15 protein-coding genes are annotated in these 16719 nt (G+C 72.3%); 6 read left to right on the top strand and 9 right to left on the bottom strand.

The window, feature by feature from the left end:
- Positions 1-93 precede the first annotated feature (93 nt).
- The 5 genes from D7044_RS12615 to D7044_RS12595 all read right to left on the bottom strand — a co-directional run bounded on the left by D7044_RS12615 (position 94) and on the right by D7044_RS12595 (position 4959).
- Positions 94-903: an alpha/beta hydrolase gene (locus D7044_RS12615; RefSeq protein WP_120679538.1), complete on the bottom strand. Its 810-nt coding sequence runs from the start codon at positions 901-903 to the stop codon at positions 94-96.
- A 67-nt stretch (positions 904-970) separates the two neighbouring features.
- Positions 971-1297 carry a hypothetical protein gene (locus D7044_RS12610; protein WP_120679536.1) on the bottom strand — a complete coding sequence of 109 codons (327 nt, stop codon included), beginning with the start codon at positions 1295-1297 and terminating at the stop codon, positions 971-973.
- A gap of 37 nt (positions 1298-1334) precedes the next feature.
- Positions 1335-3125, bottom strand: a complete 1791-nt coding sequence (locus D7044_RS12605) for a 3-hydroxyacyl-CoA dehydrogenase family protein (RefSeq protein ID WP_120688914.1) — start codon at positions 3123-3125, stop codon at positions 1335-1337.
- Positions 3126-3324: 199 nt separating this feature from the next.
- Complete coding sequence (locus D7044_RS12600) at positions 3325-4398, bottom strand: alpha/beta hydrolase (RefSeq protein ID WP_199716593.1); 1074 nt, start codon at positions 4396-4398, stop codon at positions 3325-3327.
- A 147-nt stretch (positions 4399-4545) separates the two neighbouring features.
- The gene (locus tag D7044_RS12595) at positions 4546-4959 is read right to left on the bottom strand and encodes an FHA domain-containing protein (protein ID WP_120679530.1); all 414 of its coding nucleotides are present in this window, start codon (positions 4957-4959) and stop codon (positions 4546-4548) included.
- A gap of 251 nt (positions 4960-5210) precedes the next feature.
- Between D7044_RS12595 and D7044_RS12590 the strand changes: the two genes are divergently transcribed.
- Positions 5211-6707 (top strand): aldehyde dehydrogenase family protein, encoded by a 1497-nt coding sequence (locus D7044_RS12590; RefSeq protein WP_120688913.1) that lies wholly within the window; start codon positions 5211-5213, stop codon positions 6705-6707.
- Positions 6708-6744: 37 nt separating this feature from the next.
- On the opposite strand, the gene nucS is transcribed toward D7044_RS12590, so the two are convergent.
- Positions 6745-7404, bottom strand: coding sequence for an endonuclease NucS (gene nucS, locus D7044_RS12585; RefSeq protein WP_120679526.1), 660 nt, complete (start codon positions 7402-7404; stop codon positions 6745-6747).
- A gap of 71 nt (positions 7405-7475) precedes the next feature.
- Between nucS and D7044_RS12580 the strand changes: the two genes are divergently transcribed.
- Positions 7476-8093, top strand: coding sequence for a DUF4126 domain-containing protein (locus tag D7044_RS12580; protein ID WP_120679900.1), 618 nt, complete (start codon positions 7476-7478; stop codon positions 8091-8093).
- A 220-nt stretch (positions 8094-8313) separates the two neighbouring features.
- On the opposite strand, the gene D7044_RS12575 is transcribed toward D7044_RS12580, so the two are convergent.
- Positions 8314-8907, bottom strand: coding sequence for a hypothetical protein (locus tag D7044_RS12575; RefSeq protein ID WP_120688912.1), 594 nt, complete (start codon positions 8905-8907; stop codon positions 8314-8316).
- A 1225-nt stretch (positions 8908-10132) separates the two neighbouring features.
- Here D7044_RS12575 and D7044_RS12570 point away from each other — a divergent pair.
- Complete coding sequence (locus tag D7044_RS12570; RefSeq protein WP_120679898.1) at positions 10133-10429, top strand: DUF1540 domain-containing protein; 297 nt, start codon at positions 10133-10135, stop codon at positions 10427-10429.
- A 152-nt stretch (positions 10430-10581) separates the two neighbouring features.
- Here the strand turns inward: D7044_RS12570 and D7044_RS12565 are convergent, their stop codons facing one another.
- Entirely contained in the window at positions 10582-12588 is a 2007-nt protein-coding gene (locus D7044_RS12565; protein WP_120688911.1) for a protein meaA, read from the bottom strand.
- Positions 12589-12739: 151 nt separating this feature from the next.
- On the opposite strand from D7044_RS12565, the gene D7044_RS12560 reads away from it, so the two are divergent.
- Complete coding sequence (locus tag D7044_RS12560; RefSeq protein WP_120679520.1) at positions 12740-13588, top strand: ABC transporter ATP-binding protein; 849 nt, start codon at positions 12740-12742, stop codon at positions 13586-13588.
- The gene (locus tag D7044_RS12555; RefSeq protein ID WP_120688910.1) at positions 13585-14430 is read left to right on the top strand and encodes an ABC transporter permease; all 846 of its coding nucleotides are present in this window, start codon (positions 13585-13587) and stop codon (positions 14428-14430) included. Before D7044_RS12560 ends, D7044_RS12555 begins: the two co-directional genes overlap by 4 nt.
- Before the next feature lie 25 nt (positions 14431-14455).
- Here the strand turns inward: D7044_RS12555 and D7044_RS12550 are convergent, their stop codons facing one another.
- A complete protein-coding gene (locus tag D7044_RS12550; RefSeq protein ID WP_120688909.1) occupies positions 14456-15412 on the bottom strand; it encodes a helix-turn-helix domain-containing protein in 957 nt (318 codons plus the stop codon).
- A 59-nt stretch (positions 15413-15471) separates the two neighbouring features.
- Between D7044_RS12550 and D7044_RS12545 the strand changes: the two genes are divergently transcribed.
- Positions 15472-16698, top strand: coding sequence for an MFS transporter (locus tag D7044_RS12545; protein WP_120688949.1), 1227 nt, complete (start codon positions 15472-15474; stop codon positions 16696-16698).
- The last annotated feature ends 21 nt before the right edge of the window (positions 16699-16719 follow it).

Genomic DNA, 16719 nt, shown 5'->3' with positions numbered 1-16719 from the left:
GGCGGGTCCGCGCCCGGCTCGCCCGGGGCTGGGCGGGCTGCGCACCCGGCTGGGCGGGCTGTGCCGCGCCGGGTGCCGCGCCCACCGGCCCGTTCAGCCCGCGTGGGCCTGCGGCGGACCCGGCACCGGCCGGTCGGCGAAGGAGGCCACCGTCCGGTCGGCGTACGCGCTGACGTCGCCGGTCTCCATCGGGCCGTCCCAGGTGGTGGGCAGCGGCACGGCGACGGCCGGGTTGACCCGGTGGACCACCTCGTCGAGCACCCGCTCCGCGTCACCGACCCAGAGATGCTTCGCCCCGGACACCCCGATCACCTCGGCCTGCGGCACCGCCGCGAACCGCTTCCGCGCCTCCTCCGGGCGCAGGTAGTCGTCGAACTCGGGCACCAGCGCCGTCAGCGGCCGACCCGACTGCGCCCACTGGGCGAGGTCCTCCGGCTTGGAGTAGCGCAGCGGCGGGGAGAGCAGGATCGCGCCGGTGAGGGCGGGGTCGCAGCCGTACTTCAGGATCAGGTCGGTGCCGAACGACCAGCCGAGCAGCCAGATGTTCGGCAGCTCCTCGAACTCGGCGTACTCGATCGCGGCGGCCACGTCGTAGCGCTCACCTACCGCGTTGTCGAACGTCCCCTCGCTGGTGCCCCGGAGGCTGCTGGTGCCCCTGGTGTTGAAGCGCAGCACCGCGACGTCGGCCAGCGCGGGCAGCCGCCAGGCGGCCTTGCGGAAGACGTGGCTGTCCATCATCCCGCCGTGCGTCGGCAGCGGGTGCAGGCAGACCAGGGTGGCCACCGGTTCCCGGTCGAGCGGGCGAGCCAGCTCGCCGACGAGGCGCAGCCCGTCGGCGGTGTGCAGCTCGATCTCCTCCCGCTTCGCGGGGAGGACGGAGGACGCGCGGATCGGTGTGCTCACCGGTCAAGTCTGGCGCGACGGCGTGGAACCCGCCCGCCCGGGGAGGAAACAGGGTGACGCAGATCGCTCAGCCGTACCGGGGCGCGCCCCGGCCGCGCTGGATCACCGGACCGCGCCGGTCCCGCGCGCCCCAGCAACCGCGGTGCCAGTGACGGCGGTCGCTCAGGTCGCCCCGGCCGTCCGCCGGCCAGGCGACCACGTGCGGCACCCCGGGGCGGATCTCCTGATCACACCCGGGGCAGCGGTACGTCTTGACCGAGGAGCCCCCGCTGATCGCGCGTACCTGCCACTCGCCGTCGCGCCACTGCTGCACCGAGCCGATGCCCTGGCGCGCCCGCTCGGCGTCCAGGTCCGGGTTCTCGTCCCGGCGGGGACGGTTACGACGGGGACTCACGTCGTCAAGCGTACGGCCGGCTCGCGGAGGCCCGGGGTCAGCGGTGGGTGTGGTCGCGGAAGCCCCGGCCGGTCTTGCGGCCCAGGTAGCCGGCGGTGACCAGGTGCTCCAGCAGCGGCGCGGGGGCGAAGCCCGGCTCCCGCAGCTCCAGGTAGAGCTCCCGCTGGATGGCGAGCGCGACGTCCAGCCCGACCACGTCGAGCAGCTCGAACGGGCCCATCGGGTAGCCGCAGCCCAGCTTCATGGCGTGGTCGATGTCGTCCGTGGTCGAGTAGCTCGCCTCCAGCATCTTCACCGCGTCGTTGAGGTACGGGAAGAGCAGCGCGTTGACGACGAACCCGGAGCGGTCGCCGCAGACGACCGAGGTCTTGCCGAGCGCGGCGCAGACCGCACGGGCGGTGGCGACGGTCTCCGGTGCGGTCCGGATGGTGCGTACCACCTCGACCAGCTGCATGACCGGGGCCGGGTTGAAGAAGTGCAGCCCGACCACGTCCGCCGGCCGCTGGGTGGCCATCGCCATCTCGATCACCGGCAGCGAGGAGGTGGTGGTGGCGAGGACGACGCCGGGCTTGCAGATCTCGTCGAGGCTGGCGAAGAGCGCCTTCTTCACACTCAGCTCCTCGACGACCGCCTCGACGACGAGGTCGACGTCGGCGAGGTGGTCGAGCGTGGCCGACCAGGTGATCCGGCCGAGCGCGCCGTCCCGCTCCTCCTCGCTGAGCTTGCCCCGGACGACGCCCTTGTTGAGCGAGGTCTTCACCGCCTCGCAGATGCTCGCGGACTTCTCCGCGCCCCGGGTCACCGAGACGACCTCGTAGCCGGCCCGGGCGAAGACCTCGATGATCCCGGTGGCCATCGTCCCGGAGCCGACCACACCGACCTTGGCGATGGCCCGGCCGCCCTCGCTGAACGCGTCCGCCGGGGCCACCGGCGTCGCCTCGTCCGGTACGACCACCGGCGAACCCGGCCGCTCGTAGGTGTAGAAGCCGCGGCCGGACTTGCGACCGAGCAGACCGGCCGTGACCATCTGCTTGATCAGCGGCACCGGCGCGTGCCGGCGGTCCCGTCCACCGCGCCGGTACATCGTGTCCAGGATCTCGTACGCGGTGTCGACGCCGATCAGGTCCATCAGCGCCAGCGGGCCCATCGGCAGGCCGCAGCCGAGCTTCATGGCGGCGTCGATGTCCTCCCGGCTGGCGTAGTTCGACTCGAACAGGGCGACCGCGTGGTTCAGGTAGCCGAAGAGCAGGGCGTTGGCGATGAACCCGGCGCGGTCGTTGATGGTGACGTCGACCTTGCCGAGCCGGGCGCAGAGCGCCTCCACGTCGGCGACCACGTCGGCCGAGGTGACGACCGTGCGGATCACCTCGACGAGCTTCATCACGGGCGCCGGGTTGAAGAAGTGGATGCCGATCACCTGGTTGGGCCGGCTGGTGGCCACGGAGATCTCGGTGACGCTCAACGACGAGGTGTTGGTGGCCAGGATGGCGTCGGGCTTGCAGACCCGGTCCAGCTCGGCGAAGATCCGCTGCTTCAGGTCGAGGTGCTCGGGGACCGCCTCGATGACCAGGTCGACGGCGTGCAGCGCGTCGAGGCCGACGGCAAAGGTGACCCGGTCGAGCAGCGCGTCCCGGTCGGCCGGGTCGAGCTTGCCCTTGGCGACCGCCCGGTCGGTGGAGCGGGTGAGGGTGGCCTGGCCGCGCTCCAGGGCCGGCGCGGAGATCTCGACGGCGACCACGTCGATGCCGTTGCGGGCGAAGACCTCCACGATGCCGGCACCCATGGTGCCCAGCCCGACGACGCCCACGCTGGTGAACTCGCGTGCCATGACCGGCCTCCCCAGTACGCTCCGCACGGCCACTTGAACGGCCGCTAAGTCATGCGCGCGAGTCTGCCATGCACCGCCGGGTTGTCGAGAAGCCGTGGCATATTTCACCCAGCGCGCCCGCTTCCGGCAGCGACCGGCCACGACCGGCGGCCTCGCCTCGTCGTCCGGGCGCGGCCGGCGCCGGCCCGGCGGTGGGTCGTCAGACGGCCGCGTGATCGGTCAGCGCCAGCAGTTCCGCGACGAACTCGGCCGGCCGTTCGAGGTGCGGGCTGTGCCCGCAGCCGGGGAGCACCACCTCGCGGTACGCGCCGCCGGCCGCGGCGTACCGGTCCAGTACCGCCCGGGTCTGCCCGACCATCGGCTGCGGCGGGCACTCCGCCTCGCCCGGCCAGCCGGGCACGACGCCGAGCGAACCGAGGTACGCCAGGTCGAAGAGCGAGGTGTCGGACACGATCACGTCGGCGTCGCCCCGGATCCAGGTGATCGGCGGCTTCGGCGTGACCGCGACCAGGTCGTCGGCGACCCGGAGGTACGTGGGGGCGAGGGCGTTCAGCACGCCGCGCTCACCCGGTGCGCTGCCCGGCCAGTTCACCGAGGCGACCGAGGTGCCCGGGTAGTTGTCGTCCCCGGTGGAGGTCGACAGGACGCTGTCGAGCAGCAGCTCCTCGTCCCCGCCGAGCGACGTCGGGTCCGCCACGTAGGTGCCCCGCAGCACGCTGCGCGGGCTCGCCGGGGCGTCGTCGCCGCGGTCCTGCGCGGCGAGCCGGCGCACGAAGTCGGAGTTGGCGGTGCCCGCGCCGGTGCCGGCGAAGTCGGCGGTGGTCGGGGTGCCGGTCACGTCGCGGGTGCCGCCGAAGCCGTACGGGGAGACGGGGGCGGCGAGCAGCAGCCCGGCCACCCGGTCGGGGTGGTCGATCAGCAGGCTCATCGCCACTCCCCCGCCGAGCGAGTGCCCGACCACCAGCGGGCGGACGTCCGGCGCGGCGAAGAGGGTGGGCTCGTCGAGCAGGGCGGCCACGTCGTCGGCGAAGTCACGCAGCCCCCGGGTGGCGTCCACCGGGGCGGTCTGCGTGTCGCCGTAGCCGCGCAGGTCGGGCGCGACGATCCGCAGGGTTCCCGGCAGGCGCCGGACCAGGGGCTCCCAGAACAGCGCGGACGAGCAGTTGCCGTGCACGAGCAGCACCGGCACTCCGTCCGGCGGACCGGCGACCCGTACCGACTGGGTGATGCCGTTCGCCGTGACGATCCGCTGCTCGGTCTCCATCCGCGGCATGCTGCCACCCCGGCTGCCGGCCGTCCATGTGGCCGACTCCCATCCGGGGCGGGCCGAAGGTGTGGTCGTTCGCCGGGCTCCGGCCCGGAGACCCCGACGCGTGCCGTCGAGCTTCCCGACTCTTCGCGCCGACGCGTGGGGCCTGTGTCAGCGCAGCACCGGAGGCGTCGGCAAGGGCAGCGGCAACGTCGGTCGGTGGTCGCGCCGGGCCGGGCCGAACCGGAGCCCGACCGGGTCGGTACGGGCCACCCCCGGGTCGAAGAAGCGCAGCTCGGTACGGCCGAGCCGGATGACATCCCCGTCGGTGAGCTGCTCCAGCCCCCCGATCCGGCGGTCGTTCAGCCAGGTGCCGTTGGTCGAGCCGAGGTCACGCAGCCAGGCTCCCTCGGGCGTGAGCCACACCTCGGCGTGCCGCCGGCTCAGATGCGGGTCGGCGACGGAGACGTGGGCCGCCGGCGCCCGACCGATCAACTGAGCCTCGGCTCGAAGCCGGAAGCTCGCCCCGCGCATCGGACCACCGGCGACCGTCAACAACGGCAGCAGTTCCGGAAGCTCCTCCATGGACAGTCAGCCCTCCACCCCACACCCTCACTCCCCGCATCAGAGTGCCACCAGACGGTAGTCACCTCCATGGCCGGGCGGACACCTCCACGCCCCCGGCCGTACACCTTCCGTTAGCCGGTTCGGGCGGCGGACCGACAGCTCCATCGTGCCGCCGCGCCGGTCGGGAGGAGCGGGGGCGCGCCGAAGACCCGGGCACAGCGGTCGAATCACCCCTACCGGCGAGTAATACTCGGGTCTAGACTCCCGCCATGACGGCTGTGCATGTCCCCGGCGCCCCGGCCATCGAAGACGGCCTCCTGGTCTCCACCAGCCCGGCCACCGGTGCGGAGGCGGGACGCTTCCCGGTCGCCACCCCGGCCGACGTCACTGCGGCTGTCGAACGCGCCGGCACGGCCGGACAGTGGTGGGCGTCGCTCGGCTTCGCCGGTCGCCGGGAACGGCTGCTGCGCTGGCGGGCCCTGCTCGCCCGGCGGATCGAAGAGCTCGCCGAGCTGATGCACCTCGAAGGCGGCAAGCCGGTCGCCGACGGGATCGTCGAGATCGTCACCGCCGTCGAGCACATCGACTGGGCCGCGCGCAACGCCCGGCGGACGCTCGGTCCACGCCGGGTCCGATCCCGGCTCATCCTCGCCGAGTTCTCCGGTCACCTGGAGTACCAGCCGTACGGGGTGGTCGGCGTCATCGGTCCGTGGAACTACCCGGTCCTCACCCCCGTCGGCTCGACGGCGTACGCGCTGGCGGCCGGTAACGCGGTCGTCCTGAAACCCAGCGAGTACACGCCCGCGGTGGGGCAGTGGCTCGTGGACACGTTCGCGGAGGTGGCGCCGGAGCAGCCCGTCCTCACCGCGGTGCACGGGCTCGGCGACGTGGGTGCGGCGCTCTGCCGCTCCGGGGTGGGCAAGCTCGCCTTCACCGGTTCCAGCGCGACCGCCCGGAAGGTGATGGCCGCCTGCGCCGAGTCGCTCACGCCGGTGCTCATCGAGGCGGGCGGCAAGGACGCCATGATCGTCGACAGCGACGCCGACCTGGACGCGGCCGCCGAGGCGTGCGTCTGGGGGGCGCTGACCAACGCCGGGCAGACCTGCATCGGCATCGAACGGGTCTACGCCGTCGAACCGGTCTTCGACACCTTCGTGGCGAAGGTGGTCGACCGGGCAGGCCGGCTGACCGTGGGCCCCGACGATGCGGACCTCGGCCCGATCACGATGCCCGCCCAGATCGACGTGATCCGCCGGCACATCGACGACGCGCTCGCCCGGGGTGGGCGGGCCGTGCTGGGCGGCACGGACGCGGTGCAGCCGCCGTACGTGCGCCCGACGGTGCTCGTCGACGTGCCGGAGGACTCCGCCGCCGTACGGGAGGAGACGTTCGGGCCGACCCTCACCATCAACCGCGTCCGCGACGCCGACGAGGCCGTCGACCGCGCGAACGCCCTCCCGTACGGGCTGGGCGGCTCGGTCTTCGGCCGGCGTCGCGCCATGGCGGCCGCCCGGCGGCTACGCTCCGGCATGGCCTCGGTCAACTCGACGCTGACCTTCGCCGGAATGTCCACCCTGCCGTTCGGCGGGGTCGGCGACTCGGGCTTCGGCCGGATCCACGGCGCGGACGGGCTGCGCGAGTTCAGCCGAGCCAAGGCGATCACCCGGCGTCGAGCCCGCTCGCTGCTGCCCTCGATGACCTTCGACCGCACCCCGGCCGACGTCGACCGGCTCGTGAAGGTCGTCAAGACGATGTACGGCCGGTGAGTGCCGGCGACCGACCCAGCAGTGGGCCGGCGCAGCCTCAGAAGAGGGTCAGCTCGTCGCGCTCGATGCCGCGTAGCTTGTCGTAGTCGACCACCACGCACCGGATGCCCCGGTCGGTGGCGAGCACCCGGGCCTGCGGCTTGATCTCCTGTGCGGCGAAGACGCCGGCGACCGGTGCGAGCAGCGGGTCCCGGTTGAGCAGTTCGAGATAGCGGGTGAGCTGCTCCACCCCGTCGATCTCGCCGCGCCGCTTCACCTCCACCGCGACCGCACCCGAGTCGGCGTCCCGGCAGAGCAGGTCGACCGGGCCGATGGCGGTCATGTACTCGCGCCGGACCAGCGTGAACCCCTCGCCGAGGGTCTCCGGGTTGGCGGCGAGCAGCTCCTGCAGGTGCGCCTCGACGCCGTCCTTGCGCAGGCCGGGGTCCACCCCCAGCTCGTACGAGGTGTCCTGGAAGATCTCCTCGAGGGTGATCCGCAGCTCCTCGCCGGCCTTGTTGACCACCCGCCACACCCCGGGGGCCTCCTCCAGCCGGCAGGGCGGGCTCATCCAGTTCAGTGGCTTGTACGCACGGTCGTCGGCGTGGATGGAGACCGATCCGTCCGCCTTGACCATGAGCAGTCGGGTGGCCGGCGGCAGGTGAGCCGAGAGCCGTCCGACGTAGTCCACCGAGCACTTCGCAATCACCAACCGCACCCGACGAGGGTAGCGGAGTAGCCGGGGATCGCCGTCGAGCGGCACTGGCGTGCCGATGGGATGCTGTGACCGTGTTCGAACTCCTCACCGGAACCGGCCTCGCCGCCTCGGCCGGACTGAACGCCTACATCCCCCTGCTCACCATGGGTCTGCTCGCCCGCTACACCGACCTGATCGACCTACCGAGCGGCTGGGCCTGGCTCGGCGACGGCTGGGTCCTCGTCATCCTGGCGGCGCTGCTCTCCGTCGAGGTGGTCGCCGACAAGGTGCCGGTGCTCGACCACGTCAACGACGTGGTGCAGACGGTCGTACGCCCGACCGCAGGCGGTCTGGCCTTCGGTGCGGGCTCGACCGCCGAGACGGTCACGGTGAGCGACCCGGGCAACTTCTTCTCGTCGCACGAGTGGGTGCCGGTCGTGACCGGCGTGCTCATCGCGTTCGGCGTGCACCTGCTCAAGTCCGCCGCCCGTCCCGTCATCAACGCGACCACCGCCGGGGTGGGCGCGCCGGTGGCGAGCACTGCCGAGGACGCGACGAGCGCCGTGGTGTCGGTGGTGGCGATCCTGCTGCCGGTGCTCGTCCTGCTGTTCCTGGCCGGACTGCTCGCCTTCCTCTTCTGGTTCCGGCGCCGGCGCGCCGACCGGCGCCGGGAGCTGGAGGCGGCCCGAGCAGCCGGCTTCCGCGTCTAGGGTCTGCTTCACAAGGCTCGCCCGAGCGAGCCGAGCCCCAGGCGGCGGTCCGGCAAGGCGGAGGTTCGTGCGGATACCCCCGGTGTTGTATCCGGACGAACCGTCGCCGCCTGGGGCCGGCGCAGCCGGGCACGGTCTTATGGAACAGACCCAAGTGGATACGCCGCTGGCCGGCACCCGTGATGGGTGCCGGCCAGCGGTTGGTCGTGCTGTTTGGTTGTCAGCTGTTCCAGTACTGGCTCACCAGGTCGGCGGCCTGCTGCTCCCACTGCGCGTAGGCGTCCGGGTAGGCCGACACCTGCACGGTCTGGGCGGCGTCGGTCAGCGGCATGTCCTGCCAGCCGTCAACCTGCTTCAGACCCTTCAGGAACGCGGTGGTCGAGTACTGCGGGTCGGTGATCTGCTCCGGCGTACCCCAACCCGAGGTCGGGCGCTGCTGGAACAGGCCCAGCGAGTCGTGGTCGTTGGCGTCACCCAGGTGACCCAGGTTCTCCAACTTCGACTCCTGCAGGCTGGTGGCGATGGAGATGACCGCGGCCCGCTCGTTCATGTCCGACTTCTTCGTCGCGGCGATGATCGCCTTCACATTGGCGGTCTGCTCGTCGTCGAGGTTGATGCGGGACTGGGTGCCGTGGGTGCCGTTGGGCATCAGCTTGCCCTTGTCCACACCCGGCTTGTCAGCCTGCACGACAGCGACGGGCTTGGCATCCACCGCCGGGGTGGCGGCGTGGGCGGCGACGGGGCCGCCGATGACACCACCGGCGAACGCGAGACCAGCGATACCGAGAACGCTCTTACGCATGATCGTGTTCATGTCAAAGCTCCTTCGGGGGTGATGACCCACACCCGGGGGGGTGTGCAGGTCAGCGCCACGCTCGGGCGCTTCAAAAAGGGGGGAAAGTCTGAGTGGGCGCTTCCGCGAGAGGGAGTTCGCGGGGCCCGGTGTCCCGGGGCGAAGCGGGGGGGCTTCACCGCGCCGGGACGGTGTTCAACGGTCGGCGACCCGCCATCATTCCCGGCGACATGCCCGGGGGTCTCGGGGGCTTGCGGGACCGGGTTCAACGACCGGCGGCCCGCCATGATTCCCGGCGACGTGCCCGGGGCTTCGGGAGGCTCGGTGACCGTGGCCCGCTGCGACCCGGGAGGGGGTCGTGCGGCGGGACCGTGTTCAACGACCGGCAGGCCACCGTCATTCCCGGGGAGCCTCGCGGCTCGGTCCGGGCGGACGGGCCATCGGGCGGGGCTGCTACCTCGGCCGTCGGGGGTGTTCAACGCCCGCGACCCGGCCACGATTCCGGCCTGAGGATGCCACCGGTCACACCCCGAAACCGCCCAAACCATCAGCCTGGGGTGGCCGCACCCCAGGCTGCGCGCACGTGAACCGGACACCGTTCGCCAATCACCCCAGGCGCCGCTCGTGATCGACTCGGGGTCCTTGAAGTCGGGGCATCACGCGACCGGGACACCCCGACATCAAGGAACCCGAGTCGATCACCGACGCGCACGGGGCGATGAGCGCGATATATCCGGTTTGCGAGCCCGGGAGAAGGCGATGGGTCGCGCACAGCGACCCGGCTCTGCCGGGGGGACCGGCCCGATCCCCTCATAGGTCGATTCGGGGCCGCAAGGTCGGGGCATCACCCCGCCGGGACGCCCCGAAAAGCAGGCACGTCGAGTCGATCAACCCCAAGAGTGGCCGGGATCGGCACGACAGCCATCCCGCACGCGATCCGGCCCGTGCCGCCGGCCGATCAGGTCAAGGGTCGACTCGGGTTCCTTGAGGTCGGGGCATCCGCACCACCCGGACACCCCGACCTCCACGGACCCCGAGTCGATCACCGGTGGCCCGGGTACCCGGCGGCGAAAAGGCTCCGGCACGTTCATGGGGGTCAAAGTGCTCGAATTCCGGAAATCGGGAGATCGGCGGTGGTCCGATGGAGGTCACAGCGGTACGCGGCGAGATCGGGGCCGGCCGCCATTTCTGGCAGCCGGTGAGTCCGGATCGGCCGGGTGACCCGCAGGCTCTCAAGGAGGTCGAGATGACCGCGGCGATGCAGATGCCCCGCGTCGAGGAGTGTGTGGTCGCCTCGTGCGCGTACAACCACACCGGCGACTGCCACGCCTTCGCCATCACGATCGGCAGCCCCGACCACGCCCACTGTCACACCTTCGTACAGCTGCCGGTCCGCGCCGGGGTGGCAGAACTGACCGCTCAGGTCGGCGCCTGCCAGCGCGCCGACTGCCGGCACAACGAGCAGTTGGAGTGCCACGCACCGGCCATCCGGGTCGGCCCGGACAACGACCTGGCCGACTGCATCACCTACGCCGAACGCTGAGGCCGGCAACCGCCACCCGCGAACGCCGACGGCCGCAGCGCCAGAAGCAGCACCGCCAAGGGCGCCGGCAGCGCCGAGGCGGGCGCCCGCCAGGAAGCGTCGACAGCGCCGAAGGCCGGCACCGCCGAGAGGCGCTCATCGTGGGCGCGGGATCAGGTCAGCCCGTTCGCCTCGCGGATCACGGTGACCAGCTCGTCCACCACCCCGGTGAGGGCGAAGTCCCTGGGGGTGAAGACCCGGGCCACCCCGGCGGCCCGTAGCTGCTCCGCGTCCGGGGCCGGAATGATGCCGCCGACCACCACCGGAAGGTCCCCCCGCCCGGCGGCACGTAGCCCGTCGAGCACGGCGGGCACCGCCGCGAGGTGGGAGCCGGAGAGGACGGAGAGCCCGACCAGGTCGACGTCCTCCTCCACGGCGGCCGCCACGATCTGCCCGGCGGTCAGCCGGATCCCCTGGTAGATCACCTCGAAGCCGGCGTCGCGGGCGCGTACGGCGATCTGCTCGGCGCCGTTGGAGTGCCCGTCCAGTCCCGGCTTGCCGACGAGCAGCCGCAGCCGACCGGCACCCAGGTCGCGGGCGGTCGCGATGACCCGCTGCCGGACGGCGGCGAGCCCCGGGTCCGCCCCGGCGGCGGCGGTCGCGGTCAGCCCGGTCGGCGCCCGGTACTCGCCGAAGACCTGGCGCAGCGCTCCTGCCCACTCCCCCGTGGTCACACCGGCCCGTACGCAGGCGAGCGTGGCCGGCATCAGGTTCGTCGTGCTCGCCGCGTCGGCCTGCAGCCGGGTCAGCGCGGCATCCACCGCCGCCGCGTCCCGCTCCGCGCGCCAGCGGCGTACGGCGATCGCCGCGTCGGCCTCCACCGCCGGGTCGACCTGCTCGATCGCCTCGGCGCCGGTCGCGGTCAGCGGGGAGGGCTCGGTCTCGGTGAACCGGTTGACGCCCACCACCACGTCCGAGCCGACCTCCATCCGGTGCCGCCGCTGTGCCAGCGAGGCGACCAGGGCGCTCTTGAGGTAGCCGGTCTCCACCGCGGCGACCACGCCCCCCATCTCCAGCACCTTCTGCAGCTCGGTCCGTGCCCCGGCGACGAGCCCGTCGACCAACGCCGTCATCACGTGCGAACCCGCGAAGAGGTCCGGGTACTCGAGGAGGTCCGACTCGTACGCGAGCACCTGCTGCATTCGCAGCGACCACTGCTGGTCCCAGGGGCGGGGCAGACCGAGCGCCTCGTTCCAGGCGGGCAGCTGCACCGCGCGGGCCCGGGCGTCGCGGGAGAGCGTGACGCCGAGCATCTCCAGCACGATCCGCTGGATGTTGTTCTCTGGCTGCGCCGCGGTCAGGCCGAGCGAGTTGACCTGCACCCCGTAGCGGAACCGGCGCTGCTTCGGGTCGGTCACGCCGTACCGGTCGCGGGTGATCTCGTCCCAGAGCGCGCCGAAGGCCCGCATCTTGGCGACCTCCTCGACGAAGCGCACCCCGGCGTTGACGAAGAACGACAGGCGCTGCACCACGTCCCCCATCCGCTCGGCGGGCACCTGCCCGCAGTCACGGACCGCGTCGAGCACGGCGACCGCGGTGGCCAGCGCGAAGCCCACCTCCTGCACGGGCGTCGCGCCGGCCTCCTGGAGGTGGTACGAGCAGATGTTGACCGGGTTCCATCTCGGCATCGCCTCGAGGGCGTGCGCGACGACGTCGGCGGTGAGCCGGAGCGACGCCGCTGGCGGGAAGATGTGCGTCCCCCGGGAGAGGTACTCCTTGATGATGTCGTTCTGGGTGGTGCCGGCGAGCATCGAGGCGGTCCAGCCCTGCTCCGTGGCGACCGTCCCGTAGAGGGCGAGCAGCCACATCGCGGGGGCGTTGATGGTCATCGAGGTGTTCATCCGGGCGAGCGGGATGCCGTCGAAGAGGGCCCGCATGTCGCCGAGGTGGGCGACGGGGACGCCGACGCGGCCCACCTCGCCGACGGCGAGCTCGTGATCCGGGTCGTACCCGGTCTGGGTGGGCAGATCGAAGGCGACCGAGAGACCGGTCTGCCCCTTGGCCAGGTTGCGGCGGAAGAGGGCGTTGGTCGCGGTGGCCGAGCTGTGCCCGGCGTACGTGCGCATCACCCACGGACGGTCGCGCTCGGGCAACCGGCCAGGGAGACCCTTCTCGTCCATGACGGGAGTCTAAGTTACCGTTCAGTAAAACCGGCTGTGGAAAATTACACACGTCCATGGCGGAGACAGCCGGGCAGGAACGGCGTGACCTGGCTCCGATCACCACACCCCGCGCGGTCTGGCACCGCAGCCAGGCAGCACACTTGACGGCATGGAGAACGAGCTGGCGATCGCCGTACGAGGGCTGCGCAAGGCGTACGGCGACAACGTCGCGGTGGCCGGCGTGGACCTCGACGTCCGCCGGGGCGAGGTCTTCGCCCTGCTCGGCCCGAACGGGGCGGGCAAGACCACCACGGTGGAGATCCTGGAGGGCTATCGCCGACGCGACGCGGGCGAGGTCCGCGTGCTCGGCAGCGACCCGGCCGCCCCGGCCGCCGACTGGCGCTCCCGGGTCGGGATCGTGCTCCAGGGCACCGGCGAGTTCGACGAGCTGACCGTGGGCGAGGTGGTGCGGCACTTCGCCGGCTTCTACCCCGACGCGGACGATCCGGAGAAGGTCATCGCCCGGGTCGGGCTCACCGACAAGGCGCGGGCCCGTACGCACAGCCTCTCCGGCGGGCAGAAGCGCCGCCTCGACGTGGCGCTGGGCATCGTCGGCCGCCCCGAGCTGCTCTTCCTGGACGAGCCGACCACCGGCTTCGACCCGGAGGCGCGGCGGGAGTTCTGGGGACTGATCCGCGACCTGGCCGCGGCGGGCACCACGATCGTGCTCACCACCCACTACCTCGACGAGGCCGAGGAGCTGGCCGACCGGGTCGGGGTGATCGCCGGCGGCCGGATCGTGGAGGTGTCCACGCCCGAGCAGCTCGGCAACCGGCAGTCGGCCCTGACGACCGTCTCCTGGCGTACCCCGGAGGGGGTCGTGGAGAGCGTCCAGAGCGCGACGCCGACGGCGCTGGTGGCGGAGCTGGCCGGGCGTTTCGGCGGCGAGGTGCCGGGCCTGACCGTGACCCGGCCGACCCTGGAAGACGTCTACCTCACGATGATCGGACACCGATGACCACCACCACGAAGCCCGCGGCGCCGCTCGCCGCCACCGCGCCCCGACGGGTCGGCCCGGTCGCGCTCGGGCTGCGGCAGGGCCGGCTGGAGATCACCCAGTTCCTCCGCAGCCGGGAGTCCGTCGTCTTCACGATGGGCTTCCCGGTGATCATGATCCTGATCTTCGCGGCGATCTTCAACAACAAGATCGCGCCCGGGGTCAGCTACACCCAATACTTCATCACCGGCATGATCGCCACCGGCCTGATGACCGTCAGCTTCCAGAACCTCGGCATCTGGATCCCCATCGAGCGCGACCGCGGGGTGCTGAAGCGCTACCGGGGCACGCCGATGCCGAAGTGGGTGTACTTCGCCGGCAAGGTGATCATGGTGGTGGCGATCGGCGTGGTGGAGACGGTGCTGCTGCTCGCCGTCTCGGCCGCCTTCTTCGACCTCGACCTGCCGGCCACCGCCGGACGCTGGCTCACCTTCGCCTGGGTGGCGGTGCTCGGCGTGACCGCCTGCACGCTCTGCGGCATCGCCATCTCGTCGCTGGCCCGCACCGCACGCAGCGGCTCCGCCGTGGTCACCCCGCTGGCGCTGGTGCTCCAGTTCATCTCCGGGGTGTTCTTCGTCTTCACCGAGCTGCCCACCTGGATGCAGCAGGTGGCCGCGCTCTTCCCGCTCAAGTGGATGTGCCAGGGCCTGCGCTCGGTCTTCCTGCCGGACGGCTTCGGGGCGCAGGAGGCGGGCGGCTCCTTCGAGCTCGGCCGGGTCGCGCTCGTCCTCGGCGCCTGGTGCGTGATCGGCCTGCTGCTCTGCCTGACCACCTTCCGCTGGACCACCCGCCGCGACGGCTGACGCGATCGTCGCCGGACGACACCTGTCACCCGCCGGTGGCGACGAGCGCGGCACCGAGCGGCGTACGCCAGTAGAGCACCTCGCGCCCGGAGCGTCGTTTGTCGACGGCCCCGGCGTCGAGCAGCACCCGCAGGTGGTCGCTCACCGTCCCGAGGGAGAGCCCGGTGAGCGCCACCAGGTGCGACGTGCTCAACGGCGACTCCAGCCGAGCCAGGATGTCGGCCCGGTTCGCGCCGATCAGCCGGGCCAGTCCGTCGGGTGCGGGTGAGGTGGGGTCGACCAGGATCCCGCGCGCCGGATAGACCATCCCGAACCGGGTCGGCAGGTCCCAGACCACCCAGCCGCGCGGGCAGTGCGCGGGCAGGAAGATCAGCTGCTCGGCCCGGTGCAGCGACAGCGCCGGGTCGGGGTAGTCGTTGATCTGGAGGCGACCCTCCCCCAACCACCGCATGTCGCGGTTGAGGTCGGCCAGCACCCCGGCCCAGCCGCGCGTGCTCAACGCCGCGGTGCGCGCCACGATGTCCGCCCGCAGCCGACGTTCCCGCTCCGGCCACTCCGGCTCGACGGTGTGCGTCCAGACCCAGCGCAGGAGCTCCACCACCTCTCCGGTGAGGCCGTCCGCCAGCAGCTCGGCGGCGAGCGGCTCCGGGCGGGTGGCCCGCAGGTCGGCCCGGATCCGCTCGTCGGGCAGCGCCGCGACGGTCGCCAGCTCGGAGGCGAACGTCGGGTCCGGCAGGGCGGGCGCGATGGTGAGGAAGTCCGCCATCCACCGGGGGTAGAACGACGCGGGCAGCAGCGCCCGGACCACCGGCCGCGCGGCCAGCATCCGCTGGAACGCGTCGACGTGCGGCTGTCGCCAGGCCCGCTGCCACGGGGTACGCGGATTGATCAGCGCCTTCAGCGCCGCGACCGTCTCGACCATCGGCGAGACGGTGAAGCGGCTGCCCGCGAGCAGATCCGACGGCACCTGCCAGACACTCACGTTTCGCCTCCAGACGTAACTCTGTGAGAACCGGCCCGTCACCCCCGACCATCGTGCACGTGAGAACGTACGCAGAACTGTTCGCGGTCCGGGAGTTCCGGAACCTCTTCCTCGCGAACTGCGCGGGAATCGCCGCGCACACCACGTCGGCGCTCGCGCTCGGCGCGTTGACCTACGCGTCGACCGGCTCGGCTCTGCTCACCGCGTTGAGCATGTTCGGCGCACCGCTGGCGGGCGTCCTCGGCAGCCTGACGCTGCTCTCCGCCGCGGACAGTGTGCCGCCCCGCCGGGCGCTGACCCTCGCCGCGCTGCTGGTCACCGCCGGGGCGGCGGTGCAGGCCGTGCCCGGGCTGCCACTGTGGGCGCGCTTCGTGGTCATCTTCGGCAGCGCGTACGTCGGCTCGGTCACCGGCGGCGCCCGCTGGGCCCTGCTCACCGACATCCTGCCGGCCAACGCCTACGTCCTGGCTCGCGCCACGATGAACACCAGTGTCGGCGTCATGCAGATCGCCGGCTTCGGGCTGGCCGGCGTCCTGCTCGTCTGGCTCAGCCCGTACCAGGTGTTCCTGCTCGCCCTGGCCCTGCGCGCGGTGGCCGCGGCGGTCGGCTGGTTCGGGCTCTCCGAACATCCGGCTCGGGCGACCGAGCGGGTGACGGTCGCCCGAACCCTCCGGGTGAACCGGGCGCTCTGGGCCGATCCCGGTCGGCGGTCGCTGCTGCTCAACCTCTGGCTGCCCGGCGGCCTGATCGTCGGCTGCGAGGCGTTGTTCGTCCCGTACGCGGGTGACCGCGCCGGTTTCCTGCTCGCCGCCGCCGCCCTCGGCATGCTGATCGGGGACGTGCTGGTCGGGCGGTTCCTGACCCCGGCCCGCCGCGAGCGGTGGCTGCACCCGCTGCGGTTGCTGCTCGCTCTCCCGTACCTGGCCTTCGTGCTCGCGCCGCCGCTGCCGCTGGCCATGGCCGTCGCGCTGATCGCCTCGGTCGGCTACGCCGCCACGCTCCCGCTGCAGGAGCGGCTGGTCGCCCACTCGCCGTCCGACGCCCGTGGTCAGGTGCTCGGTCTGCACCACAACGGCATGCTCGCCGGGCAGGCGCTCTGCGCCGCCGTCGCCGGCGCGGTCGCGGACCTGGTGCCGGCGTACCACGCCGTCGCGCTGTTGGCCGGGGCGTCGCTGGTCGCCACGCTCACCCTCACCGCCGGGCTGCGGCGTACCGCGCCGCGAGCGGCCACGATCGGTGGCGTCGAGGATCGGACCAGGCCCGACCCGGCCGCCGCCGCACCCTGAGGGACGACAGGCGGCCGGTGG

It is taken from the genome of Micromonospora musae, from assembly GCF_003626635.1.
GTDB lineage: Bacteria > Actinomycetota > Actinomycetes > Mycobacteriales > Micromonosporaceae > Micromonospora > Micromonospora musae.
This window is presented reverse-complemented; position numbering and strand designations above follow the sequence as displayed.

Coding starts and splice junctions, on each gene's coding strand:
- D7044_RS12605 (WP_120688914.1), bottom strand. CDS start 3,125: ATGGCACGCGAGTTCACCAGCGTGGGCGTCGTCGGGCTGGGCACCATG.
- D7044_RS12600 (WP_199716593.1), bottom strand. CDS start 4,398: ATGCCGCGGATGGAGACCGAGCAGCGGATCGTCACGGCGAACGGCATC.
- D7044_RS12595 (WP_120679530.1), bottom strand. CDS start 4,959: ATGGAGGAGCTTCCGGAACTGCTGCCGTTGTTGACGGTCGCCGGTGGT.
- D7044_RS12590 (WP_120688913.1), top strand. CDS start 5,211: ATGACGGCTGTGCATGTCCCCGGCGCCCCGGCCATCGAAGACGGCCTC.
- D7044_RS12575 (WP_120688912.1), bottom strand. CDS start 8,907: ATGAACACGATCATGCGTAAGAGCGTTCTCGGTATCGCTGGTCTCGCG.
- D7044_RS12570 (WP_120679898.1), top strand. CDS start 10,133: ATGACCGCGGCGATGCAGATGCCCCGCGTCGAGGAGTGTGTGGTCGCC.
- D7044_RS12565 (WP_120688911.1), bottom strand. CDS start 12,588: ATGGACGAGAAGGGTCTCCCTGGCCGGTTGCCCGAGCGCGACCGTCCG.
- D7044_RS12560 (WP_120679520.1), top strand. CDS start 12,740: ATGGAGAACGAGCTGGCGATCGCCGTACGAGGGCTGCGCAAGGCGTAC.
- D7044_RS12555 (WP_120688910.1), top strand. CDS start 13,585: ATGACCACCACCACGAAGCCCGCGGCGCCGCTCGCCGCCACCGCGCCC.